This is a genomic window from Streptomyces sp. NBC_01622 (assembly GCF_045209635.1).
Taxonomy (GTDB): Bacteria; Actinomycetota; Actinomycetes; order Streptomycetales; family Streptomycetaceae; genus Streptomyces.
Genome location: NZ_CP109293.1, coordinates 11,106,605 through 11,122,898, shown reverse-complemented (window position 1 = coordinate 11,122,898; position 16,294 = coordinate 11,106,605). Strand labels below are relative to the sequence as shown.

18 protein-coding genes and 1 riboswitch are annotated in these 16,294 nt (G+C 70.7%); of the genes, 3 read left to right on the top strand and 15 right to left on the bottom strand.

Features of this window, described 5'->3' with window-relative positions; genetic code table 11:
• Nucleotides 1–15: 15 nt before the first annotated feature.
• The 14 genes from OH768_RS51420 to OH768_RS51355 form a co-directional block, all read right to left on the bottom strand.
• Nucleotides 16–1,602, bottom strand: a complete 1,587-nt coding sequence (locus tag OH768_RS51420; protein ID WP_406464374.1) for a fatty acid--CoA ligase — start codon at nucleotides 1,600–1,602, stop codon at nucleotides 16–18.
• 17 nt (nucleotides 1,603–1,619) lie between these two features.
• Nucleotides 1,620–2,177 (bottom strand): FcoT family thioesterase, encoded by a 558-nt coding sequence (locus OH768_RS51415; RefSeq protein WP_406464373.1) that lies wholly within the window; start codon nucleotides 2,175–2,177, stop codon nucleotides 1,620–1,622.
• Entirely contained in the window at nucleotides 2,174–3,064 is an 891-nt protein-coding gene (locus OH768_RS51410; protein ID WP_406464371.1) for a TauD/TfdA dioxygenase family protein, read from the bottom strand. The genes OH768_RS51415 and OH768_RS51410 overlap by 4 nt, the downstream gene beginning before the upstream one ends.
• A gap of 48 nt (nucleotides 3,065–3,112) precedes the next feature.
• Nucleotides 3,113–3,352, bottom strand: a complete 240-nt coding sequence (locus OH768_RS51405) for an acyl carrier protein (RefSeq protein ID WP_406464369.1) — start codon at nucleotides 3,350–3,352, stop codon at nucleotides 3,113–3,115.
• Nucleotides 3,349–4,458 carry a beta-ketoacyl-ACP synthase III gene (locus OH768_RS51400; RefSeq protein ID WP_406464367.1) on the bottom strand — a complete coding sequence of 370 codons (1,110 nt, stop codon included), beginning with the start codon at nucleotides 4,456–4,458 and terminating at the stop codon, nucleotides 3,349–3,351. The genes OH768_RS51405 and OH768_RS51400 overlap by 4 nt, the downstream gene beginning before the upstream one ends.
• A 78-nt stretch (nucleotides 4,459–4,536) precedes the next feature.
• Nucleotides 4,537–5,907, bottom strand: coding sequence for an MFS transporter (locus OH768_RS51395; RefSeq protein WP_406464366.1), 1,371 nt, complete (start codon nucleotides 5,905–5,907; stop codon nucleotides 4,537–4,539).
• 79 nt (nucleotides 5,908–5,986) lie between these two features.
• On the bottom strand, nucleotides 5,987–6,742 hold the full coding sequence (locus tag OH768_RS51390) for an aspartyl/asparaginyl beta-hydroxylase domain-containing protein (RefSeq protein WP_406464364.1): 756 nt from the start codon (nucleotides 6,740–6,742) through the stop codon (nucleotides 5,987–5,989).
• A gap of 169 nt (nucleotides 6,743–6,911) precedes the next feature.
• Nucleotides 6,912–7,520, bottom strand: a complete 609-nt coding sequence (locus tag OH768_RS51385; RefSeq protein WP_406464363.1) for a sigma-70 family RNA polymerase sigma factor — start codon at nucleotides 7,518–7,520, stop codon at nucleotides 6,912–6,914.
• A gap of 213 nt (nucleotides 7,521–7,733) precedes the next feature.
• Nucleotides 7,734–8,414 carry a hypothetical protein gene (locus OH768_RS51380; protein WP_406464361.1) on the bottom strand — a complete coding sequence of 227 codons (681 nt, stop codon included), beginning with the start codon at nucleotides 8,412–8,414 and terminating at the stop codon, nucleotides 7,734–7,736.
• 134 nt (nucleotides 8,415–8,548) lie between these two features.
• Nucleotides 8,549–9,088, bottom strand: coding sequence for a copper chaperone PCu(A)C (locus tag OH768_RS51375; RefSeq protein ID WP_406464359.1), 540 nt, complete (start codon nucleotides 9,086–9,088; stop codon nucleotides 8,549–8,551).
• Nucleotides 9,085–11,355, bottom strand: a complete 2,271-nt coding sequence (locus OH768_RS51370) for a heavy metal translocating P-type ATPase (RefSeq protein WP_406464358.1) — start codon at nucleotides 11,353–11,355, stop codon at nucleotides 9,085–9,087. Before OH768_RS51370 ends, OH768_RS51375 begins: the two co-directional genes overlap by 4 nt.
• Nucleotides 11,355–11,615, bottom strand: a complete 261-nt coding sequence (locus tag OH768_RS51365; protein WP_406464356.1) for a hypothetical protein — start codon at nucleotides 11,613–11,615, stop codon at nucleotides 11,355–11,357. Before OH768_RS51365 ends, OH768_RS51370 begins: the two co-directional genes overlap by 1 nt.
• Before the next feature lie 202 nt (nucleotides 11,616–11,817).
• Entirely contained in the window at nucleotides 11,818–12,684 is an 867-nt protein-coding gene (locus tag OH768_RS51360) for a CbtA family protein (protein ID WP_406464355.1), read from the bottom strand.
• Nucleotides 12,685–12,720: 36 nt separating this feature from the next.
• The gene (locus tag OH768_RS51355; RefSeq protein ID WP_043260168.1) at nucleotides 12,721–12,936 is read right to left on the bottom strand and encodes a CbtB domain-containing protein; all 216 of its coding nucleotides are present in this window, start codon (nucleotides 12,934–12,936) and stop codon (nucleotides 12,721–12,723) included.
• Nucleotides 12,937–12,993: 57 nt separating this feature from the next.
• A riboswitch (cobalamin riboswitch) is annotated at nucleotides 12,994–13,066 on the bottom strand.
• A gap of 67 nt (nucleotides 13,067–13,133) precedes the next feature.
• Between OH768_RS51355 and OH768_RS51350 the strand changes: the two genes are divergently transcribed.
• Both OH768_RS51350 and OH768_RS51345 read left to right on the top strand, forming a co-directional pair.
• Nucleotides 13,134–13,775, top strand: coding sequence for a hypothetical protein (locus tag OH768_RS51350; RefSeq protein WP_406464353.1), 642 nt, complete (start codon nucleotides 13,134–13,136; stop codon nucleotides 13,773–13,775).
• 126 nt (nucleotides 13,776–13,901) lie between these two features.
• Nucleotides 13,902–14,201: a hypothetical protein gene (locus OH768_RS51345; RefSeq protein ID WP_406464351.1), complete on the top strand. Its 300-nt coding sequence runs from the start codon at nucleotides 13,902–13,904 to the stop codon at nucleotides 14,199–14,201.
• Nucleotides 14,202–14,376: 175 nt separating this feature from the next.
• Here OH768_RS51345 and OH768_RS51340 read toward each other — a convergent pair whose 3' ends face one another.
• Entirely contained in the window at nucleotides 14,377–15,201 is an 825-nt protein-coding gene (locus OH768_RS51340) for a DUF427 domain-containing protein (RefSeq protein ID WP_406464349.1), read from the bottom strand.
• Between the two features lie 190 nt (nucleotides 15,202–15,391).
• Here OH768_RS51340 and OH768_RS51335 point away from each other — a divergent pair, with 190 nt between their 5' ends.
• The gene (locus tag OH768_RS51335) at nucleotides 15,392–16,216 is read left to right on the top strand and encodes a DUF1684 domain-containing protein (protein WP_406464347.1); all 825 of its coding nucleotides are present in this window, start codon (nucleotides 15,392–15,394) and stop codon (nucleotides 16,214–16,216) included.
• Nucleotides 16,217–16,294 lie beyond the last annotated feature (78 nt).

Below are 16,294 nucleotides of genomic sequence, written 5' to 3'. Positions count from 1 at the left end.
CTCCGGTGGGAACGGTCAGTTGACCTTGCGCGCGGAGTCGCTCCAGAAGCGGTCGCGCAGTTCGCGGCGGAGGATCTTGCCGCTGGGGTTGCGCGGCACGCTGTCGATGAACTCGTAGCGGGCGGGCAGCTTGAAGCTCGCCAGTCGCGGGACGAGGAAGGTGTGCAGGTCCCGGGGGCTGGGCTGGTGGCCCACGACCGGGACGACGAAGGCGTGCACGTACTCGCCCCAGCGCTCGTCGGGGGCTCCGACGACGACCGCCTCGGCCACGCCAGGGTGGTCTTCCAGGACATTCTCGATCTCGGCCGGGTAGACGTTCTCGCCGGCGACGAGTACGGCGTCCTTGATGCGGTCGCGGATGAAGACGTAGCCGTCCTCGTCGACGTAACCGGCGTCGCCTGTGTGGATCCAGCCGTCGACGAGAGTCTCCGCCGTCTTCTCGGGCAGACCCCAGTACCCCACCATCCGGGCGGGGGTGTGCAGGCACACCTCTCCGACCCGGCCCGGGGGCAGTTCGCGGCCCTGGTCGTCGATCACCTTGGTGCGCACGCCGGGGTAGGGGTGTCCGGCGGCCTGCATACGGGGGCCGCCCGGGACATGATCGGCGGGTGGCAGGCAGACGGCGGTGTTGCCGGTCTCGGTCAGGCCGTAGATCTGGGCGAACTCGCAGTCCAGGACGGCGAGGCTCTCCTCCAGCAGTGCCTCGGAGATCGGGGAGCCGCCGTAGACGGTCTTGCGGAGAGTGGCGAAGTCCTGGGCGCTGACGCCGGGTTCGGTGAGCATCATGCGGAGCATGGCCGGGACGACACAGGCCGTGGTGATGCCGAGGTCGCGGATGAGGTCGACGGCCGGGCGTGCGGCGAAGGCGCGCATCGCGACGATCGTCGTGCCCGCGTTGAAGTTCTGGGTGGCCCACCACAGGCCGCCTATGTGGAAGCCGGGGATGCCGACCAGGGCGATGTCGCCGGAGCGCCAGTCGATCCAGTCGAGTGCCTCGCTCGCCAGGGCGTCGCGGATGGCGAAGAAGCTGCGGTGCGCGAGCACCACCCCCTTGGGCAGGCCGGTGGTGCCGCTGGTGTAGAGCTGGGTGACGGGAGTGTCGGTGGTCGGGTCGAACTCCGTGTCGTGGAGCGGGTGTTGCCGACGCCACTGCTCCAACTCCCCGAGCGGTACGACCGTTTCGGGTGGCGCGGTCGGCATACCCGCCACGACCGGCCCGAACTCGTCCTCCAGGAAGAGGAGTCGGGTGCCGGAGTCCCGGAGGATGTGGCTCACCTCGGGTGCGGTGAGCCGCCAGTTGACGGGCACGAGTACCGTGCCGCTCTTGGCGCAGGCGAAGAGGATCTCGTAGTAGTGCTCGGACTCCTTGCCGAGGTACGCGACCCGGTCCCCCGGGGCGAGTCCGGCGGCCCGGAGGGCGTGGGCGATGCGGTTGCTCTCGCGGTGCAGTTGGCCGTACGTCAGGCTGCGGCCCTCGCAGAGCACGGCGGGGGTGTCGGGTCGGCGCTCGGCGTGGAAGCGGGCGGTCTGGACGAGGGTGCGCGGTTCGGGGTGGTGGATCCGGTCGGCCGCCGGCGGCGGTGTCGCCGTGGATGTCTCCATGGGCAGTCCTTCGGTGTTCAGGGGATGTTGACGAAGGCGAGGGTCGCCTCGCCGTCGCTCCGGCCGCCGTGTGCGTCCCAGTAGCGGTACGACGTCTCGGCGTGCAGGAAGGGGCTGCCGCCGCCGGGGGCGCGCCGGGTGATGGAGCGGAACGCCAACTCCCCTTGGAAGGCACAGGGGTTGACCGGACGGCGGAAGGTGCCGGCGAAGCGGGCGATGAGGATGTCCGGGAGCTGGTGGCGCCAGAAGTCGTCCAGGGTCCAGGTCTCGAACCCGGTCAGGAGTCTTTCCCGCACGGACTTGGCGACCAGGTAATACATCATCTGGTTGTAGGCGATGTTGGCCTCGACCGAGTTCAGGTGTCCGGTGTCGTCGATGTAGCAGGACTCCGGGATCGCGAACTCGCAGTGCGCCGAGGCGAGTCCGGCTCCGGCTCCTGCTCTGACGAGGGCGCTCTTCAGGTACTTGCAGTGCGCCTTGTAGGGCACGAGCACGCGGGCCAGCAGTTCCTCGTCCGTGGGGTACGAGCGCTGTGGCGGGACGGTCCCGGTGCGGTCGGCGGTGGGCGCGGTCACGCGGCCTGGATCCCGTCATGCAGCTTGCGGTCGTCGTGGACGGTGACGCGGTACGAGACGGTCGGCTCGGGGGTGGTGGTATGGCGGGCGCGGTGGATGAGGCTGCGGTTGTCCCAGACCAGCAGGTCGCCCTTCTCGAAGCTCTGCAGGTGGATGTTGTCGTGCTCGAAGGTCTCGTCGAGCTGGCCCGTGGCGTCGAACAGCCGCTTGAGGAGCTCCTCGTCGAGCGGATTGCCGTCCGCGTCCTCGATGCCGACGGTGAAGCCCTCACTGATGTAGAGGACGGTCTCGCCGGTGAGGGGGTGGATGAAGGTGGTGGGCTGTCGGACGGCCGGGGTCTTGGTCTCGACCTCCTCGATGATCTCGGAGATCGGGCGGTAGACGTCGTGCGGGCGGATCTTGAAGTACTTGCGCACGGAGTGCCGGCAGAAGGTGCCTTCGATCTCCTCCTTCAGCTCGGCGGGCAGCTCCGCGTGGGCGCGGCCCATGTCGATGAAGTACGTCCCGCGGTTCTTCTCCGGGACGACCTGGGGGTGGATGAGGGTGATGCCGAAGGGGTCGGGCATGAACTGGTAGTCGGCGTGCCAGAACTTGCCGGTCTTCGGCACACCTATCTGCCTGCCGTTCTCCGGGACGTTGGAGGAGACGAATATCTCCGGGACCTCCGGGTGCTGGTACATGGGCTCGTAGTACGTCTCGGGGCGGCCGAGGCGCGCGCCGAGCGCCAGGAACTGTTCGGGGGTCAGGTCCTGGCCCTTCAGGACCGCGATCTTCTTCGTGTAGACGGTCTTCTTGAGCGTCTCGACGTCGGCGTCGGAGGCGGTGGCGTGGTCGAAGCCCTCGACGCTCGCGCCGAGGAACGCGCCGGGCTGGTCGGTGATCTTCACGTGAAGGTGCCTTTCGGGTGGGTGGTGTCGTGGAGGGAGCGGGATGGTTCAGGCGGCCTGTCTGGCGGCGATCAGCTCCGCCGTGCCCGCGAGGGTGAGGGTGGGCCGCAGTTCGCTGTCGTGGACGGTGACGCCGAGGTCGCGCTCGATGCGGATGCTGATCTCGACCATCGTCAGCGAGTCGACGTCGAGGTCGGCGAAGGTCGCCTCGGGTGTGAACCGGTCGGCCGGGGTGTCGTGGAGTCTCGCGAGGATCTCGACCAACTGGTCATAGGCGGCAGCACTCATGACGGGGCGTCAACTCCTGTGTCGTACGGGACGAGGGGGTCGTGGGGGCGGGTGGGCGTAGGCAGTCTGGGCCAGGTCAGCAGGCAGGAGCCCCAGGTGAGTCCGCCGCCGAAGGCGGTGAGGAGGAGCCGGTCGCCGGGGCGGATCACGCGCCGGGCGGCGGCGTCGGCGAGGGCGAGCGGGATGGAGGCGGCACCGGTGTTGCCCACGGCGTCGACGTTGGCGACGCAGCGTTCCCGGGGCAGGCCGAGGTCGTCGGCGACCGAGTGCAGAATGCGCAGGTTGGCCTGGTGGGGCACGAAGTGGTCGACGTCGTCGATCTTCCAGCGGGCGCCGCTCAGAGTGGCGCGGGCCGAGGAGGCCATCCGGGTCACCGCGTGCCGGTAGACCGCGTTGCCGCGCATCGCGAAGTACCGTTCCGCCCGGGTGGGTTGGCCGCCGGCGGAGCGACGACGCGAGCCGCCGGCGGCGACCAGGATCAGGTCCTCGTGCGTGCCGTCGCTGCCGAGGTCGAAGTGGCCGACGGCTCCTGGTTCGTCGTTGTCCCCGGCGCGCAGGACGACGGCTCCGGCGCCGTCCCCGAAGATGATCGCGTTGGCCCGGTCCAACGGGTCCACGATGGTGGAATAGGTGTCGGCGCCGATCAGCAGGACCCGCGCCGCCACACCGGAGGCGATCAACCCGGCGGCCGTGGCGAGGCCGTAGACGAATCCGGTGCACACCGCGCCGACATCGAAAGCCGCCGCCCGCCGCAGGCCGAGTCGCGCGGCGACCGCGGGCGCGGTGGCCGGGCAGGGGCGGTCGGGGGTGGTCGTGGTGACGATCACCGCGTCGACCGGATCGGTTCGCGGGGCATCCGTGCCGACCGGGTCGAACCCGGCGTTGCGCAAGGCCAGTTGCCCGGCCTCGACGGCCAGGTCCGAGGTGGCCTGGCCGGGCTCGGCGATGTGGCGACGGCGGATCCCGGTGCGGGTGCGGATCCAGGTGTCGTCGGTGTCCAGCCGTTCGGCGAGTTCGTCGTTGGTGACGACGCGCGGCGGCACCCAGCCGGCCACTCCGCACAGGACGGCGGCGGGAGCGGACGTGCTGGAGGTGTGTACGGGCACAGCGGTTCTCCTGAGGGTGCGGTGCGGCACGGGGGTGGCGGGCCGTCGGGCCCGGAGATGTCGAGGTACGGGCTCGGCCTATCCGGCCGGGGCCGTTCTGCGCAGGGTGAAGGTCAGCAGCACGCCGCCGCCGATACCGGCCGCTATGGCGAACACGGCGATCCGGATCCCGCTCAACAGGGCTTCGCCCGAGGGGCCTTGGCCTGCGCCGCCCGCGAGCGCCACGAGCAGCGCGAGGCCCACCGCGCCGCCCACCTGAAGGCTGGTCGAGGCCAGTCCCGACGCCACGCCCTGGTCCTCGGGCGCGACCCCCGACGCGGCGACGATCCACATGCCGGTCCACGCGGCGCCCTGGCCAAGACCCAGCAGCACGATCCCGGGCAGCAGTAGCGGGTACGAGCCCTCGCCGGTGAGAGCGAGGGCGAGCGCGACGGCTCCGGTCGCGCCCAGGGCCATGCCGGCGACCAGCATGCGGCGCACGCCGATCAGTGCCACCGCGCGTTCGCCGACCTGGGTGCCGATCGCGGTCACCATGGCCGGCACAAGGAAGGCGAGGCCGGTCGCGAACGCGCTGTAGCCGCGCACGGTCTGGAAGTAGAGGGTGAGGAAGTACGGCAGTGAACTGAAGGTGGCGCTGTAGAGCGCGGTGACGGCCATCGCGGCGACCAGGCCCCGGTGGGCGAACAGCCGGGCGGGGACGAGCGGGTCACGCGATCGGGTCTCGACGACGGCGAAGCAGGCCAGCAGGGTGAGCGAGAGACCGCCGCTCACCAGGGCGGGCGTGCTGGTCCAGCCCGCTTCGGGGGCGTGCACCAGCAGGAAGACCAGGAGGGTGATGCCGCCGGTCGCGGCCAGGGCGCCCGTCACGTCGAACCGCCGGGTGGCCGTAGGCGGACCGTCAGCGGGGAACAGTGTCCGTCCCGCCCAGGCGATGCCCACCGCGACGGGGACGTTCACGAAGAACACCGACGGCCAGCCGAACGCCCCTACGAGCACGCCGCCGAGCAGGGATCCGAAGCACAGGCCGCCGGCCCCCGCCGCGCCCCACACCGCCAGAGCGCGGTTCCGGGCGGGCCCTTCCTCGTAGATCGTGTTGATCAGGGAGAGGGTGGCCGGGAACAGCAGTGATCCGCCGATGCCCTGGACCGCCCGGACGGCGACGAGTGCTCCGGGGGATTCCGCGAGCCCTCCCACCAGGGAGGCGGTCGCGTAGATCAGTGCCGCTACGACGAACGTCCGGCGGCGCCCGAGCAGGTCCGCCGCCCGACCGCCCAGCAGGAGGAACCCGCCTGTCGTCACGACGTAGGCGCTCACCACCCATTGCAGGTCGTGCGCGGAGAAGCCGAGGCCCGCGCCTATCTCGGGGAGCGCCACGTAGACGATGTTGTAGTCGAGCGCGATGACAAGCTGGGCCAACGCCAGCACGAGCAGGGACAGCCGGGCGTGCATCAGTCGATCCCTCCTCGGACATGAATGGAAAACACCGGCGGAAAACTGTCGGTTCGTTTTTTCAAGCGGTTTCTGGAATTCACTGCTCCCCCATCAGGCGCCTTATCTCCGTCATGAGGGCGACCAGAGCCCGCCGTTCGGGGCGGGTCGTTTCCGGGTGCCACAGGTCGATCAGCAGGCAGGTCCGCGGCCGGTTACCGTCATTGCGCGCCTCGTGCTCGAAGGAGTAGTCGAAGAGCAGGCAGTGGCCTTCCCGCCAGGTACGGGTCTGACCTGCAACGGTGATGCTGCATCCGTCCGGAATGTCGACGGCGAGATGCAGGTTGATGCTGAAGTTCCACAGGTCGCAATGCGGGGCGATGGAAGCCCCGGGCAGCAGTGTGGAGAAATGGGATTCCAGTAGCGGGCAGATGGTCTCGGTGTCCACGGCGAACTCTTTGAGCACCTTGTACGCGGTGGGCGCGGTGGCGGCCGATTCTTCGACCAGGTTTCCGTTCCGGTAGAGGTACAGGGCCTGCCAGTTCTCCTGCCGGGTCAGGTAGTGCTCGTAGTCGGAGAACGCTTCGCGTCTGGCACTCCAGGCGGAGTTCAGTTCTTCTTTGACGGCCGAGTGGGCCGATTCCAGCGCTTCGACCACCGGAAGCAGTTCGGGATAGGCATAGGGGTCGTGCCACGGGGTCGTGGACAGTCCCGGCAGGATCCACTTGGCGCCCTTCTGGAGCGGGTGCCGCGGTCCGCCTCCGCCGGGTTCCAGCATCCGCTCGACACGGGTGATCGCGTCCGCGCCGTGCACGGCTCTGATCGCCGCGAAGGCGTCCTCCATCTCTGGCGTCACACGGACCTCCTGACTGGTGTCGCGACCGGGCGCGGGATCGAGCCGTCGCACTAGTAGTCGGGAGCGGGAGCGGGTGAGTTCCCGAGAATTTCCGGCAACTCGGCCTCAGCGACAGGGAGTTGGATCGCAGTGGAGGGCCGGCGCCCGCCAGGAGGCGCCGGCTCTCACGTCACACCGCCTGGACTGCCTCGGTCTCGGCTTCGCGCAGCAGGCGTTCCAAGGTGGTCCTCGCCCGGGCCACCCGGGAGCGGACCGTGCCGATGGGGCAGCCGATGAAGCGGGCCGCCTCGTCGTAGGTCAGGCCGACCACCTGGGTCAGCACGAACGCCTCACGACGCTCGTCGGGCAGCGTCTCCAGCAGGTCGAGGAGCGCGATGCCGTCCTCGAAGCCCGGCAGGCCGCAGGGCTGGCCGCGTTCCAGGGCCAGTTGCCAGTCGTGCGCGTCGGCCAGGCGCGGTCGGACCGCGGCCCGGCGGAAACTGTCGGCCACCGCACGGCGGGCGATGGACAGCAGCCAGGTGCGGGCCGAGGCACGGCCCTCGAAACCCGGCAGGCTGTCGAGGGCCCGTACGAACGTGTCCTGGGTGAGGTCGTGCGCGGTCTGGGGGTCGCCGCTGAGATGGGCGACGTAGCGCAGTACGTCGCCGTGCAGCGCGCGGACGAAGTGCTCGGTCGCGTGGGGATCGCCGTTGCGGGCGGCCAGTGCCCAGGCGGTGGCGGAGGCGTCCGCCGCGGCACGCTCCGCCCGGCGGGGAGCGGGCAGCACAGAAGTGATCACGTGGTGTCCTTCTCGGGTCGTCCGGGGCCGACGTCCCGCGATGGGGCACGGCTCTCCGGCACATCGGGTGCGGCCGTACGCGAGGGGTACGGCGATGCCCGGGGCTCGGCGCGCGCTCGTCGGCCCGCACGAAGAGGCGTGCGGCGCTGGGGAGATCCGCGCCGGAACGCGGTACGACGAAGTGCGGGAGAGCCCCCGGTGGATCCGGCTGTCTCAGATGACAGCGGGGCCCGTGGGCGGTCCCCGGGAGGTGAGGGAGTAGCACAGAAGGAAGCGGGCCAGGGACGACCGGTACGCGACGGTGCGGCGCCTGCGCGTGGACGGGCGGCGGGCCGGTACCGGCAGCGCCAGCAGCATCCGCAGGGGAGCCACCAGCCGTGCTGCCGCAGCCCGCAGGACACGGAAGACGCCGCGTTCGCCGTACGCGAGCCACAGCCCGCACAGGACGGCGGCGAGGAGGTGGGCGGCGAGCATGCCGAACGAGGCGCCGCCCGTCATGGTGTGCGCGTGCCCCATGTCGGCCGAGCCGCGCGCCATGCCGCTCATGTCCATGGCGTCCATGGACATGGAAGCCATGGAGTCCGAGGAACCCATGGCTGTGCCGCCCATACCGGCCGACGCGGTACCGCTCCCGGGCGTCAGGTTCTGGCCCAGGGAGAACGTTTCGTGAAGCACCGTCTGGGCGGCGACCACGACCGTGACGATCAGCCCGCGCCCGCGTTCACGGCCGGCCAGGAACCAGCCGGCCGTGCCGGCCGCGGCGGCGCCGGCGCCCATGGTCCACCAAGGGACGGGAGTGCCGGACATCATCACGTGGCCGAGGGCGGCCAGCAGCACGCAGACGGCGGCGAACACACCCGCCCGCAGCGTGCGGCAGCACCCTCCGACAGTCATAGCGCGCCCATCTTTGCACCCGACGTCTGATCGTCATCAGGGGGTACGAGCGCACACCGGGCTCTTGACTCACCACGAATGCAGTGACTCATGTCACATGACAGCACGGGGAACTCGATGACTGTTCCGGACGACTACTGGAGCGAGACGCTGCCGGGACGCACGACCACGGCGAGCACCGTGACCCGCCCACTGCGCCGGAACTCGAAGGTGAAGGGCACGAGGTCCCCCGAGCGCCACTTCCCCGAGGCCGCGGAGACCGTCAGGTCCACCCCGGTCGGCGACATGGCGAGGCTGTCGCCCGCCGCAATGTCGACGGAGTCGATCGCGGTGTCGTAGGCCGCGTTCCCTTCGGTCATACGGTGCTTGGAGAGAGCGATGCCACCGGTGGCGCGGGGTGAGGTGACCCGTATCAGGCGGTCGGCGGAGCCGCCCTCGTTGGCGATGCGGAAGAACGCCGCCGTCTGCTCGGCTCCGGCGGACGGCAGCAGGAGACGTCCGTCGATGACGCGTATACGCGCCGGGGTTCCGGCCCTGCCCGTGCTGGTCCACGCGGTCAGGCCCGCCAGGGCCACACTGCACGCGGCGGCCGGCACCAGTGCGGCGAGTGCGGTGTCCCGCAGCTTCCGCCGGTCGCCGAGCCGCGACGACACCCGGTCCAGGATCCGCCTCATCGGGCATCACGTCCTCGTGCGGGAGAGGGCTGCCAGGCGCGCAGCCGCAGGCCGTTGCACACCACCAACACGGAACTGGCGGACATCGCGGCGGCGGCGACCATGGGGTTGAGCAGCCCGACCATCGCGAGCGGCACGGTCACGACGTTGTAGCCGAAGGCCCACATCAAGTTGGCGCGGATGGTTGCGAGGGTGCGCCAGGCCAGCCGTACGGCGTCGACGAGCGCCTCGATGTCCCCGCGCACCAGCGTCAGGTCGGCGGCCCCGATGGCCACGTCCGTCCCGGTGCCCATGGCGATGCCCAGGTCGGCGCCGGCGAGCGCGGCGGCGTCGTTCACACCGTCACCGACGACCGCGACGCGGTAGCCCTCCTCCTGCAACTGCCGTACCAGAGCTGCCTTGTCCTCGGGAGAACAGCGGGCGTGCACGTCCTCGATGCCGAGGGCGTCGGCCACCGCCTGCGCGGGCGCCTTGCGGTCGCCGGTGGCGAGCACCGGGCGGATGCCGAGACGCCGAAGCTGGTCCACGGCACGGTAGCTGCCGGGCCGTACGAGGTCGCCGACGGCGATCAGGGCTGTGGCGCGGCCGTCGACGCGCACGAGGACGGGAGTGTGCGCGGCGTCCTCGGCCGCCGCCAGGGCCTCGGCCAGTAGGCGGGGCAACTCGCCGTCCGGCACGACCACTTCGACCGTACGGCCATCCACCCGACCCTTGACGCCCTGCCCCGGTGTGGCCGTGAACTCCCGTACCGGGGGCGGGGGTTCGTCTCCCGCCGAGCGGCGGGCGTACGCGGTGATCGCCCGGCCGAGCGGATGCTCGGACCCCTGTTCCACCGCTCCGGCCAGCCGCAGTACCGCGTCCTGCCCGAACTCGCCGGGCAGTGTGGTGACTTGGGCGACGCTCATGTGGCCGGTGGTCAGGGTGCCGGTCTTGTCCAGCACGACCGTGTCCACGTGCTGGAGCGCCTCCAGCGTCTGCGGACCGCTGACCAGCACGCCCAGTTGGGCCCCGCGCCCGGTGGCGGCCAGCAGCGCCGTCGGCGTGGCCAGGCCCAGCGCGCACGGGCAGGCCACCACGAGGACGGCCACACAGGCGGTGAGCGCCGCCTGCGGGTCGGCCCCGGCGCCGAGCCAGAATCCGAGAACGGTCACCGCGATGCTCAGCACGACGGGTACGAAGACCCCGGCCACCGCGTCGGCCAGCCGCTGCGCCCGGGCCTTGCCTGCCTGCGCGTCGGTGACCAGCCTTGTGATCCGGGCGAGTTGGGTGTCAGCGCCGACGGCGGTGGCCCGCACCAGCAACAGCCCGCCGACGTTGACGGCCCCGCCCACCAGCGCCGAACCAGGGCTCACCTCGACGGGTTCGCTCTCACCGGTGACCAGCGACAGGTCGACGGCAGAACTGCCCTCCGTCACACACCCGTCGGTGGCGACCCGCTCACCCGGCCGCACGACGAAGACCTGCCCGACCCGCAGTTGTTCGATGGGGATGGCGCGCTCACCGTGCTCGTCGCGAACGGACACCTCCTTGGCCGCCAGTTCCGCAAGGGAGCGCAGGGCCGCGCCGGTGCCCCGCCGGGCGCGTGCCTCCAGGAACCGCCCGGTCAGCACGAACAGCGGGACGCTGACCGCCGCTTCGAGGTAGACGTGCGCCGTACCGTCCGAAGCGGACGGCAGCAGGCTGAACGGCATCCGCATCCCGGGATCGCCCGCTCCCCCGAGGAACAGCGCGTACGCCGACCAGGAGAAGGACGCGACGACGCCCAGCGAAACGAGGGTGTCCATGGTGGCCGCGGAGTGACGCAACCCCCGTACCGCACGCGTGTGGAACGGCCAGGCGCTCCACACCGCGACCGGGGCGGCCAGCGCGAAGCACAGCCACTGCCAGTTGCGGAACTGCAGGGCCGGCACCATCGACAGCACCAGGACGGGCACGGCGAGCAGCGCGGTCACGAGGAGCCGTTCGCGTTCCTGCCGGGCGGCGGCCTCCGAGAAATCCGCGTCGGTTTTCCCCTCCTCCTCCCGGGCGGGCGGCGTGGGAAGGGCGGCCTGGTATCCGGCCTGCTCGACCGCGGCGACGAGTTCCTCCGCCGGAACACTCTCCGGGTGGCTGACCCGGGCGAGTCCGGTGGCCAGGTTCACCGTCGCGGTGACGCCCTCCAGCTTGGCGAGCTTCTTCTCCACCCGCCGGACGCAGGCCGCGCAGGTCATCCCGCCTACGGTGATGTCCGTCGTGACCACCAGGCTCGTCACCGGTTCGCCCGCCATCACTCACTGCTCCCGTGCATCCCCGGCATGTCCTGCACGCCGCCACCGCTCTCACCGGTGCCGCCGTCTCCCCCGCCGCCGGTCCCGGTGCTCCCGGTGCCGCGCATGCCGGGCGCCACCGGTCCGGCGGCCGATCCGACGGCGTACGACACCGAGAACACCAGCGCGAGCAGCAGCAGGAAGCCGCAGCGCGCGGGCGGCGGCAGCAGTCTGCGGGGCGTCACACCCACGAGAGGGAAAGGCTGTGGGAACTCGGCCATGCCCGGCCTTCCTGATCGCATCGAACCGTCCTGCCATGCACGGCAGTTGAAGCCCTACCGCTCCAGTAGTCGGCAGGGCGGAGGGCCGAGTTCCGATGCCTTTTCATGACCTAGGTCACAGACGCCGGTTGCAGGGGAAACCTTCCAAAACAGACCGAGCGCGGTGATCTCCTCGATCACCGCGCTCGTCGTGGGGAGTTGGTCAGGCCGGGACGGGGTCCGGCTCCTTTGACGGGGTGGTGGAGTCCGGGCGCGCGGGCTGGAGAAGGCGTTCGGCGAGTGGGGCGAAGATCAGGCCGAGGGCCGTCCAGAGGATGAGCTGTGCGGCGACGGAGTAGAAGCGGAAGTTGAACAGCACGTCGGCCGGGAAGCCCGGGTAGACGATATTGCCCTTCGAGTCCTTCAGCGGCAGCGGCGTCTCGGTGGCCTGGTTGCCGAAGTTGGCCTTGTTGTACGAGAGATGGCCGAGCTGCGGCAGAAGCAGCATGACGATCCCGATCGCGACGACGAACGCGGCACCGGCGAGCAAGGTGGCGTTCCAGTTGCCGAAGCGGGCCTGTAGCCGCTTGCCGAGATAGACGGCGCCCGCGAGGAAGGCGACGGAGCACACGATCATGATCAGGTACAGGGCGCTGCGCTGCTGGATGGTCTCCTCGTGGCCGATCGCGGGCGGGTTGGCCGGGTACTTGAGGAACGGCACCAGGTACATACCGAGGAAGCCGCCGCCGGCGACGAGAAGTGCCAGGTTGCGCGCCCGCAGACCGCCGGTGCGGCCGAGGCAGACGGTGTAGGCGACGGCGAACAGCGCGCCCATCGCCATACCGAAGAAGACCATGCCGACGCCGATGCCCACATTGGCCTGGATGGTGCGGCTGAACAGGTCGGGGTCGGCGGCCTCGACGGGCATGCCTGCCGCCTTGTCCAGGGCGTTCTGAGCGACGTCACGGCCGTTCTCGTAGTCGATGGCCTTCGCGATCTGCGGTTCGGCGAATATCCGCGCGAACACGAACGCGAGCAGGCCCGCTACCGCGCCGGCGAGCACGCCGCGCAGTATGAGCTTCTTTTCCATGTCGAGTTGTCCGTACGTCCGGGTGCCGGCGGAGGGTCAGTGGCAGGGGAAGCCGAGGAAGTGGCGGGCGTCGTGGACGAACTCGTGAACGTGCATGTCGTTTCCGAACACCGACACGGCGCCCTGGTCGACACCGACGAAGTAGTAGACGGCCAGCGCGATCAGCGCGGTGCCGACCAGCCAGACGATCGACTTCGAGATCGGCAGGACGACCGGCGTGGACACCGGACGGGATGTGGAAATGCTGCTCAAGGTGAGCCCTCCTTCGGGATCGTGCGTCCCTTGCGTGTACGGGCGAGTGACGGTTCAGTGTCTGACTCACCCACCACCTCCGGCGGCGGGCTCACAGTGGCGCGACCGTGCTGGAATTCCACCAGCTTCCTTATGCCATCACTACAGGGGGAGCGTACGGCGCGGCTCTCCGGACCGTCAATCAGGCCTGTGCCGGGATGAGCGACCTGCGTGCGTCACACGGTTGGCGCAATCGCGTGGCGGCGCGGACGGCAGGCGCTTACATCACGTCCGTCGCAGGGGGTCCCGCCCAGCCCGGCACCGAGGGTGAGTACGTCGATCCGATGCACAGCCTGGTGCATGCCGCCGTCGCCGACCAGCCGTTGGAAGAGGTCCTCCACCTCATCACGTTGCTGGAGCAGTCACCGAAGTACGCGCAGGCCGCCGTCGACGCTCTGCGGGCGATCGGTGTGGACCGGTCCGTGGAGGACGTCACCCGGCTGATGGCCCTGCTGCACCGGGCTCCGCTGGAGCCGCACTGCGGCGAGGCGGCGGTACGGGCCGCAGCCGGCTGGCCCGTCCAGGAACTCGTCCAGTTGATCGGCCGCTTGGCCGAGGATCAGGACGCACCCGTCCGGGCCTCGGGACCGGCGGCGGATCAGCCCACCACTCCGGCCGGTGCTGGGCCGGAGGCGACCGGACGAGTCCCGACGGACACGCACGAGCCGGAGCAGCCGGGCGACCGTCCGGCTCGCCGACGCCGTCCACGGCCTCCGCGTACGGCGCCACGGCGCGCCGAACTCCCGCTCTGGCCCCGGCTGTTCGCGGCGGCGGCGCTCGCCGGGTGCGGGCTGTCCTAATTCCCGCTGTACCGGGACGGGGCCTCCGGTGCCGCCTACGGTTTCGCGCTCGGGGTCTCGGTCCTGTGCGTCCTGCTGGCACTGGCGCTGGTTCTCCGAGGCGGTCTGCCCGTACTCGCCCTGTCCATGGTGGTGCCGGCCGCGTGGGCCGCGATCCAGCTGTTCGACGGACGGTTCCACTCCACGCGGCCGTCCCAGGCGCTGCGGATCACTGCCGCGCCGCCCTGGTTGGCGGGGCTGATGGCCGCCATGGCCGCGCTGGCTGCACTCACGGCCCTGCTCGCGCTCCTGCTCGTGTCCGGCTCCGCGCTCGCGGACGGCGAGGCCGAGCCGCCGCTCGCCACCGCGGGCACCCGCCGGCGGATCCCGCCCGTCCGTCGGAACGCGTGCTGCAAGACCGCCGAGCCAGGGTCGAGCCGGTGCTGACCACGGCGGCACCGATGTCCCGGCCACCCCCAGCAGCGGGCCCATCACGGTGGCAAGCGCACTGGCCACGACCTGCACCGCGGTCAGATGGAGGACCTTGCACTTCTCCTCGTGCCAACAGGGCTTCAACCGCGCACAAGTTGAGCCACCGGCCTTCGTCGCCGCCCCGGTGCCGTCAGGTCGACGGCCGCCCCGAAAGCGTCTCGGTGAAGAGAGTGACCGGGCGTTCCAGGGTTTCGCCGTCCACGGTGATGTCGACCGCCTCGTTGTAGAAGGCGAGCAGGTCTTTGACGGCGCCGACCGCGGGCAGCGGCTGCGGATAGCTCCAGACGATGTTCGGCGGGACACCCGGGCCACCGGCCTCGTTCCGCCACGACCAGTACGTGGCGGTCCCCTTGTAGGGGCACCCGGTGCTGTGGTCGGTCGGTTCGAAGAGGTCCAGGCGGACATCCTCGCGTGGGACGTAGTACCGGGTCGGCAGGCCGGTCTCGAAGAGGAGGACCGGACGGTGGGTGTCGGCGACGACCGTGCCGTCGATCGCGACCCGGACATGACGGCTGCTGGGGAGGGCGTCCACCCGTTTGTGCGGGTCTCGGGGGTGGATGAAGATCTCTTCCTCCTCCTCGTACCAGTGGTCCAGGCCCCGTCCGACCCGCCGGAACCACTCGAAGGCGATGTGCCCGGCCAGGTCCTCCGCGGGGAAGGTCCAGGCCGCGTTCTCCACCAGCCGGCCGTCGGCTTCGAGGTCGTAGAAGACGCGTGATCCGGTGTGTGTGCCGGTCGGGGGGTTCTTCGCGGGGCGGAGCAGGTCCTGACGGACCTCGTGGTGCGGGAAGGCGTAGAGCGGTACCGGGACTCCCGGCTCCCAGACGAGGACGGGGTGCCTGCTGTCCACGACGGTGACATCGCCCTTGAGGCCGCGGACCCAGCGTTGGCTCGGCTCCCACAGCAGTCCTTCGGGTGTGGTCCTGACGTCTCGCGCGGTGGGGAACGTGCTCATGACCGTTTCTCCTTCGGCTCGGGTCGGGTTCGCCTCGGTGACAGTGCGGTGTTCCGTGCGGGCGGCGGAGGCGCTCGGCGATCTGGACACAAAGCTGTCACACACGGCCGGAATCCGCCGCCGGGCGGCCGGGGTTGGCACTGGTACGACCCCGTTTCGAGGCCGAGCCTCGTGCGACGAAGGAGTGATCGTGACCGTTGACCTCAGTGCGACGGATCTGCAGGCCTTCACCCAGGAATGGCTGGATTGGTATCGCGGTCAGGAGGAACGGCTCGCCGCCCCGCACGGATTCCTGGCGATCACCGGACTGCACTGGCTCGACGACCGGCCGCAGCGGTTCCCGGACGCGCCGGGCGCCTGGTGGACCGACGGCGAAGGGGTCGCCGTAGTCCTCGACGACGGTGAGGAACTCGTCGTGGGCGGATCGCCCGTGCGGGGTGAGCACCGCTTCGGCGTGCTGCCCGAGCGGGGCGGTGTCGACGCGGTCTGGGGTGACGCCGTGATCGAGGTGGCCAGGCGCGGCGGGCACGACATCGTGCGGCCCCGGCACCCGGACGCGCCGCTGCGCACCGCCTTCGCCGGTACCCCCGCCTACGCGCCGGATCCCCGCTGGGTGGTGCGGGGACGGTACACGGCCTTCGAGACGCCGCGCCCGACGACCGTGGGCGCGGCGGTCGAGGGACTGGAGCACGTGTACGACGCGCCGGGCCGGGTCGATTTCGAGCTGGACGGGCATCCGCTGGCGCTGACCGCGTTCCCCGGGCGTGGGCCGGGCGGGCTGCTGGTCCTCTTCACGGACGCCACCTCCGGGGTGACCACCTACGCCGCCAACCGGGCCCTCTCGCTTGCTCCTCCGGCCGCCGACGGCACGGTCGTCCTGGACTTCAACCGCGCGGCCAACCTCCCCTGCGCCTATACGGACCTGGCGACCTGCCCCCTGCCACCGGCGGAGAACCGCCTGCGGGTGGCCATCGAGGCGGGGCAGAAGATTCCGCGTGAGCGGGGTGGGATCTGAGGTCCGGCTCCACAACCAAGCGCGCCTCTCAGTCGTCCCTATGAGTGGCGCGCCGGTTTTGTGCGGCCGTGACCCCCC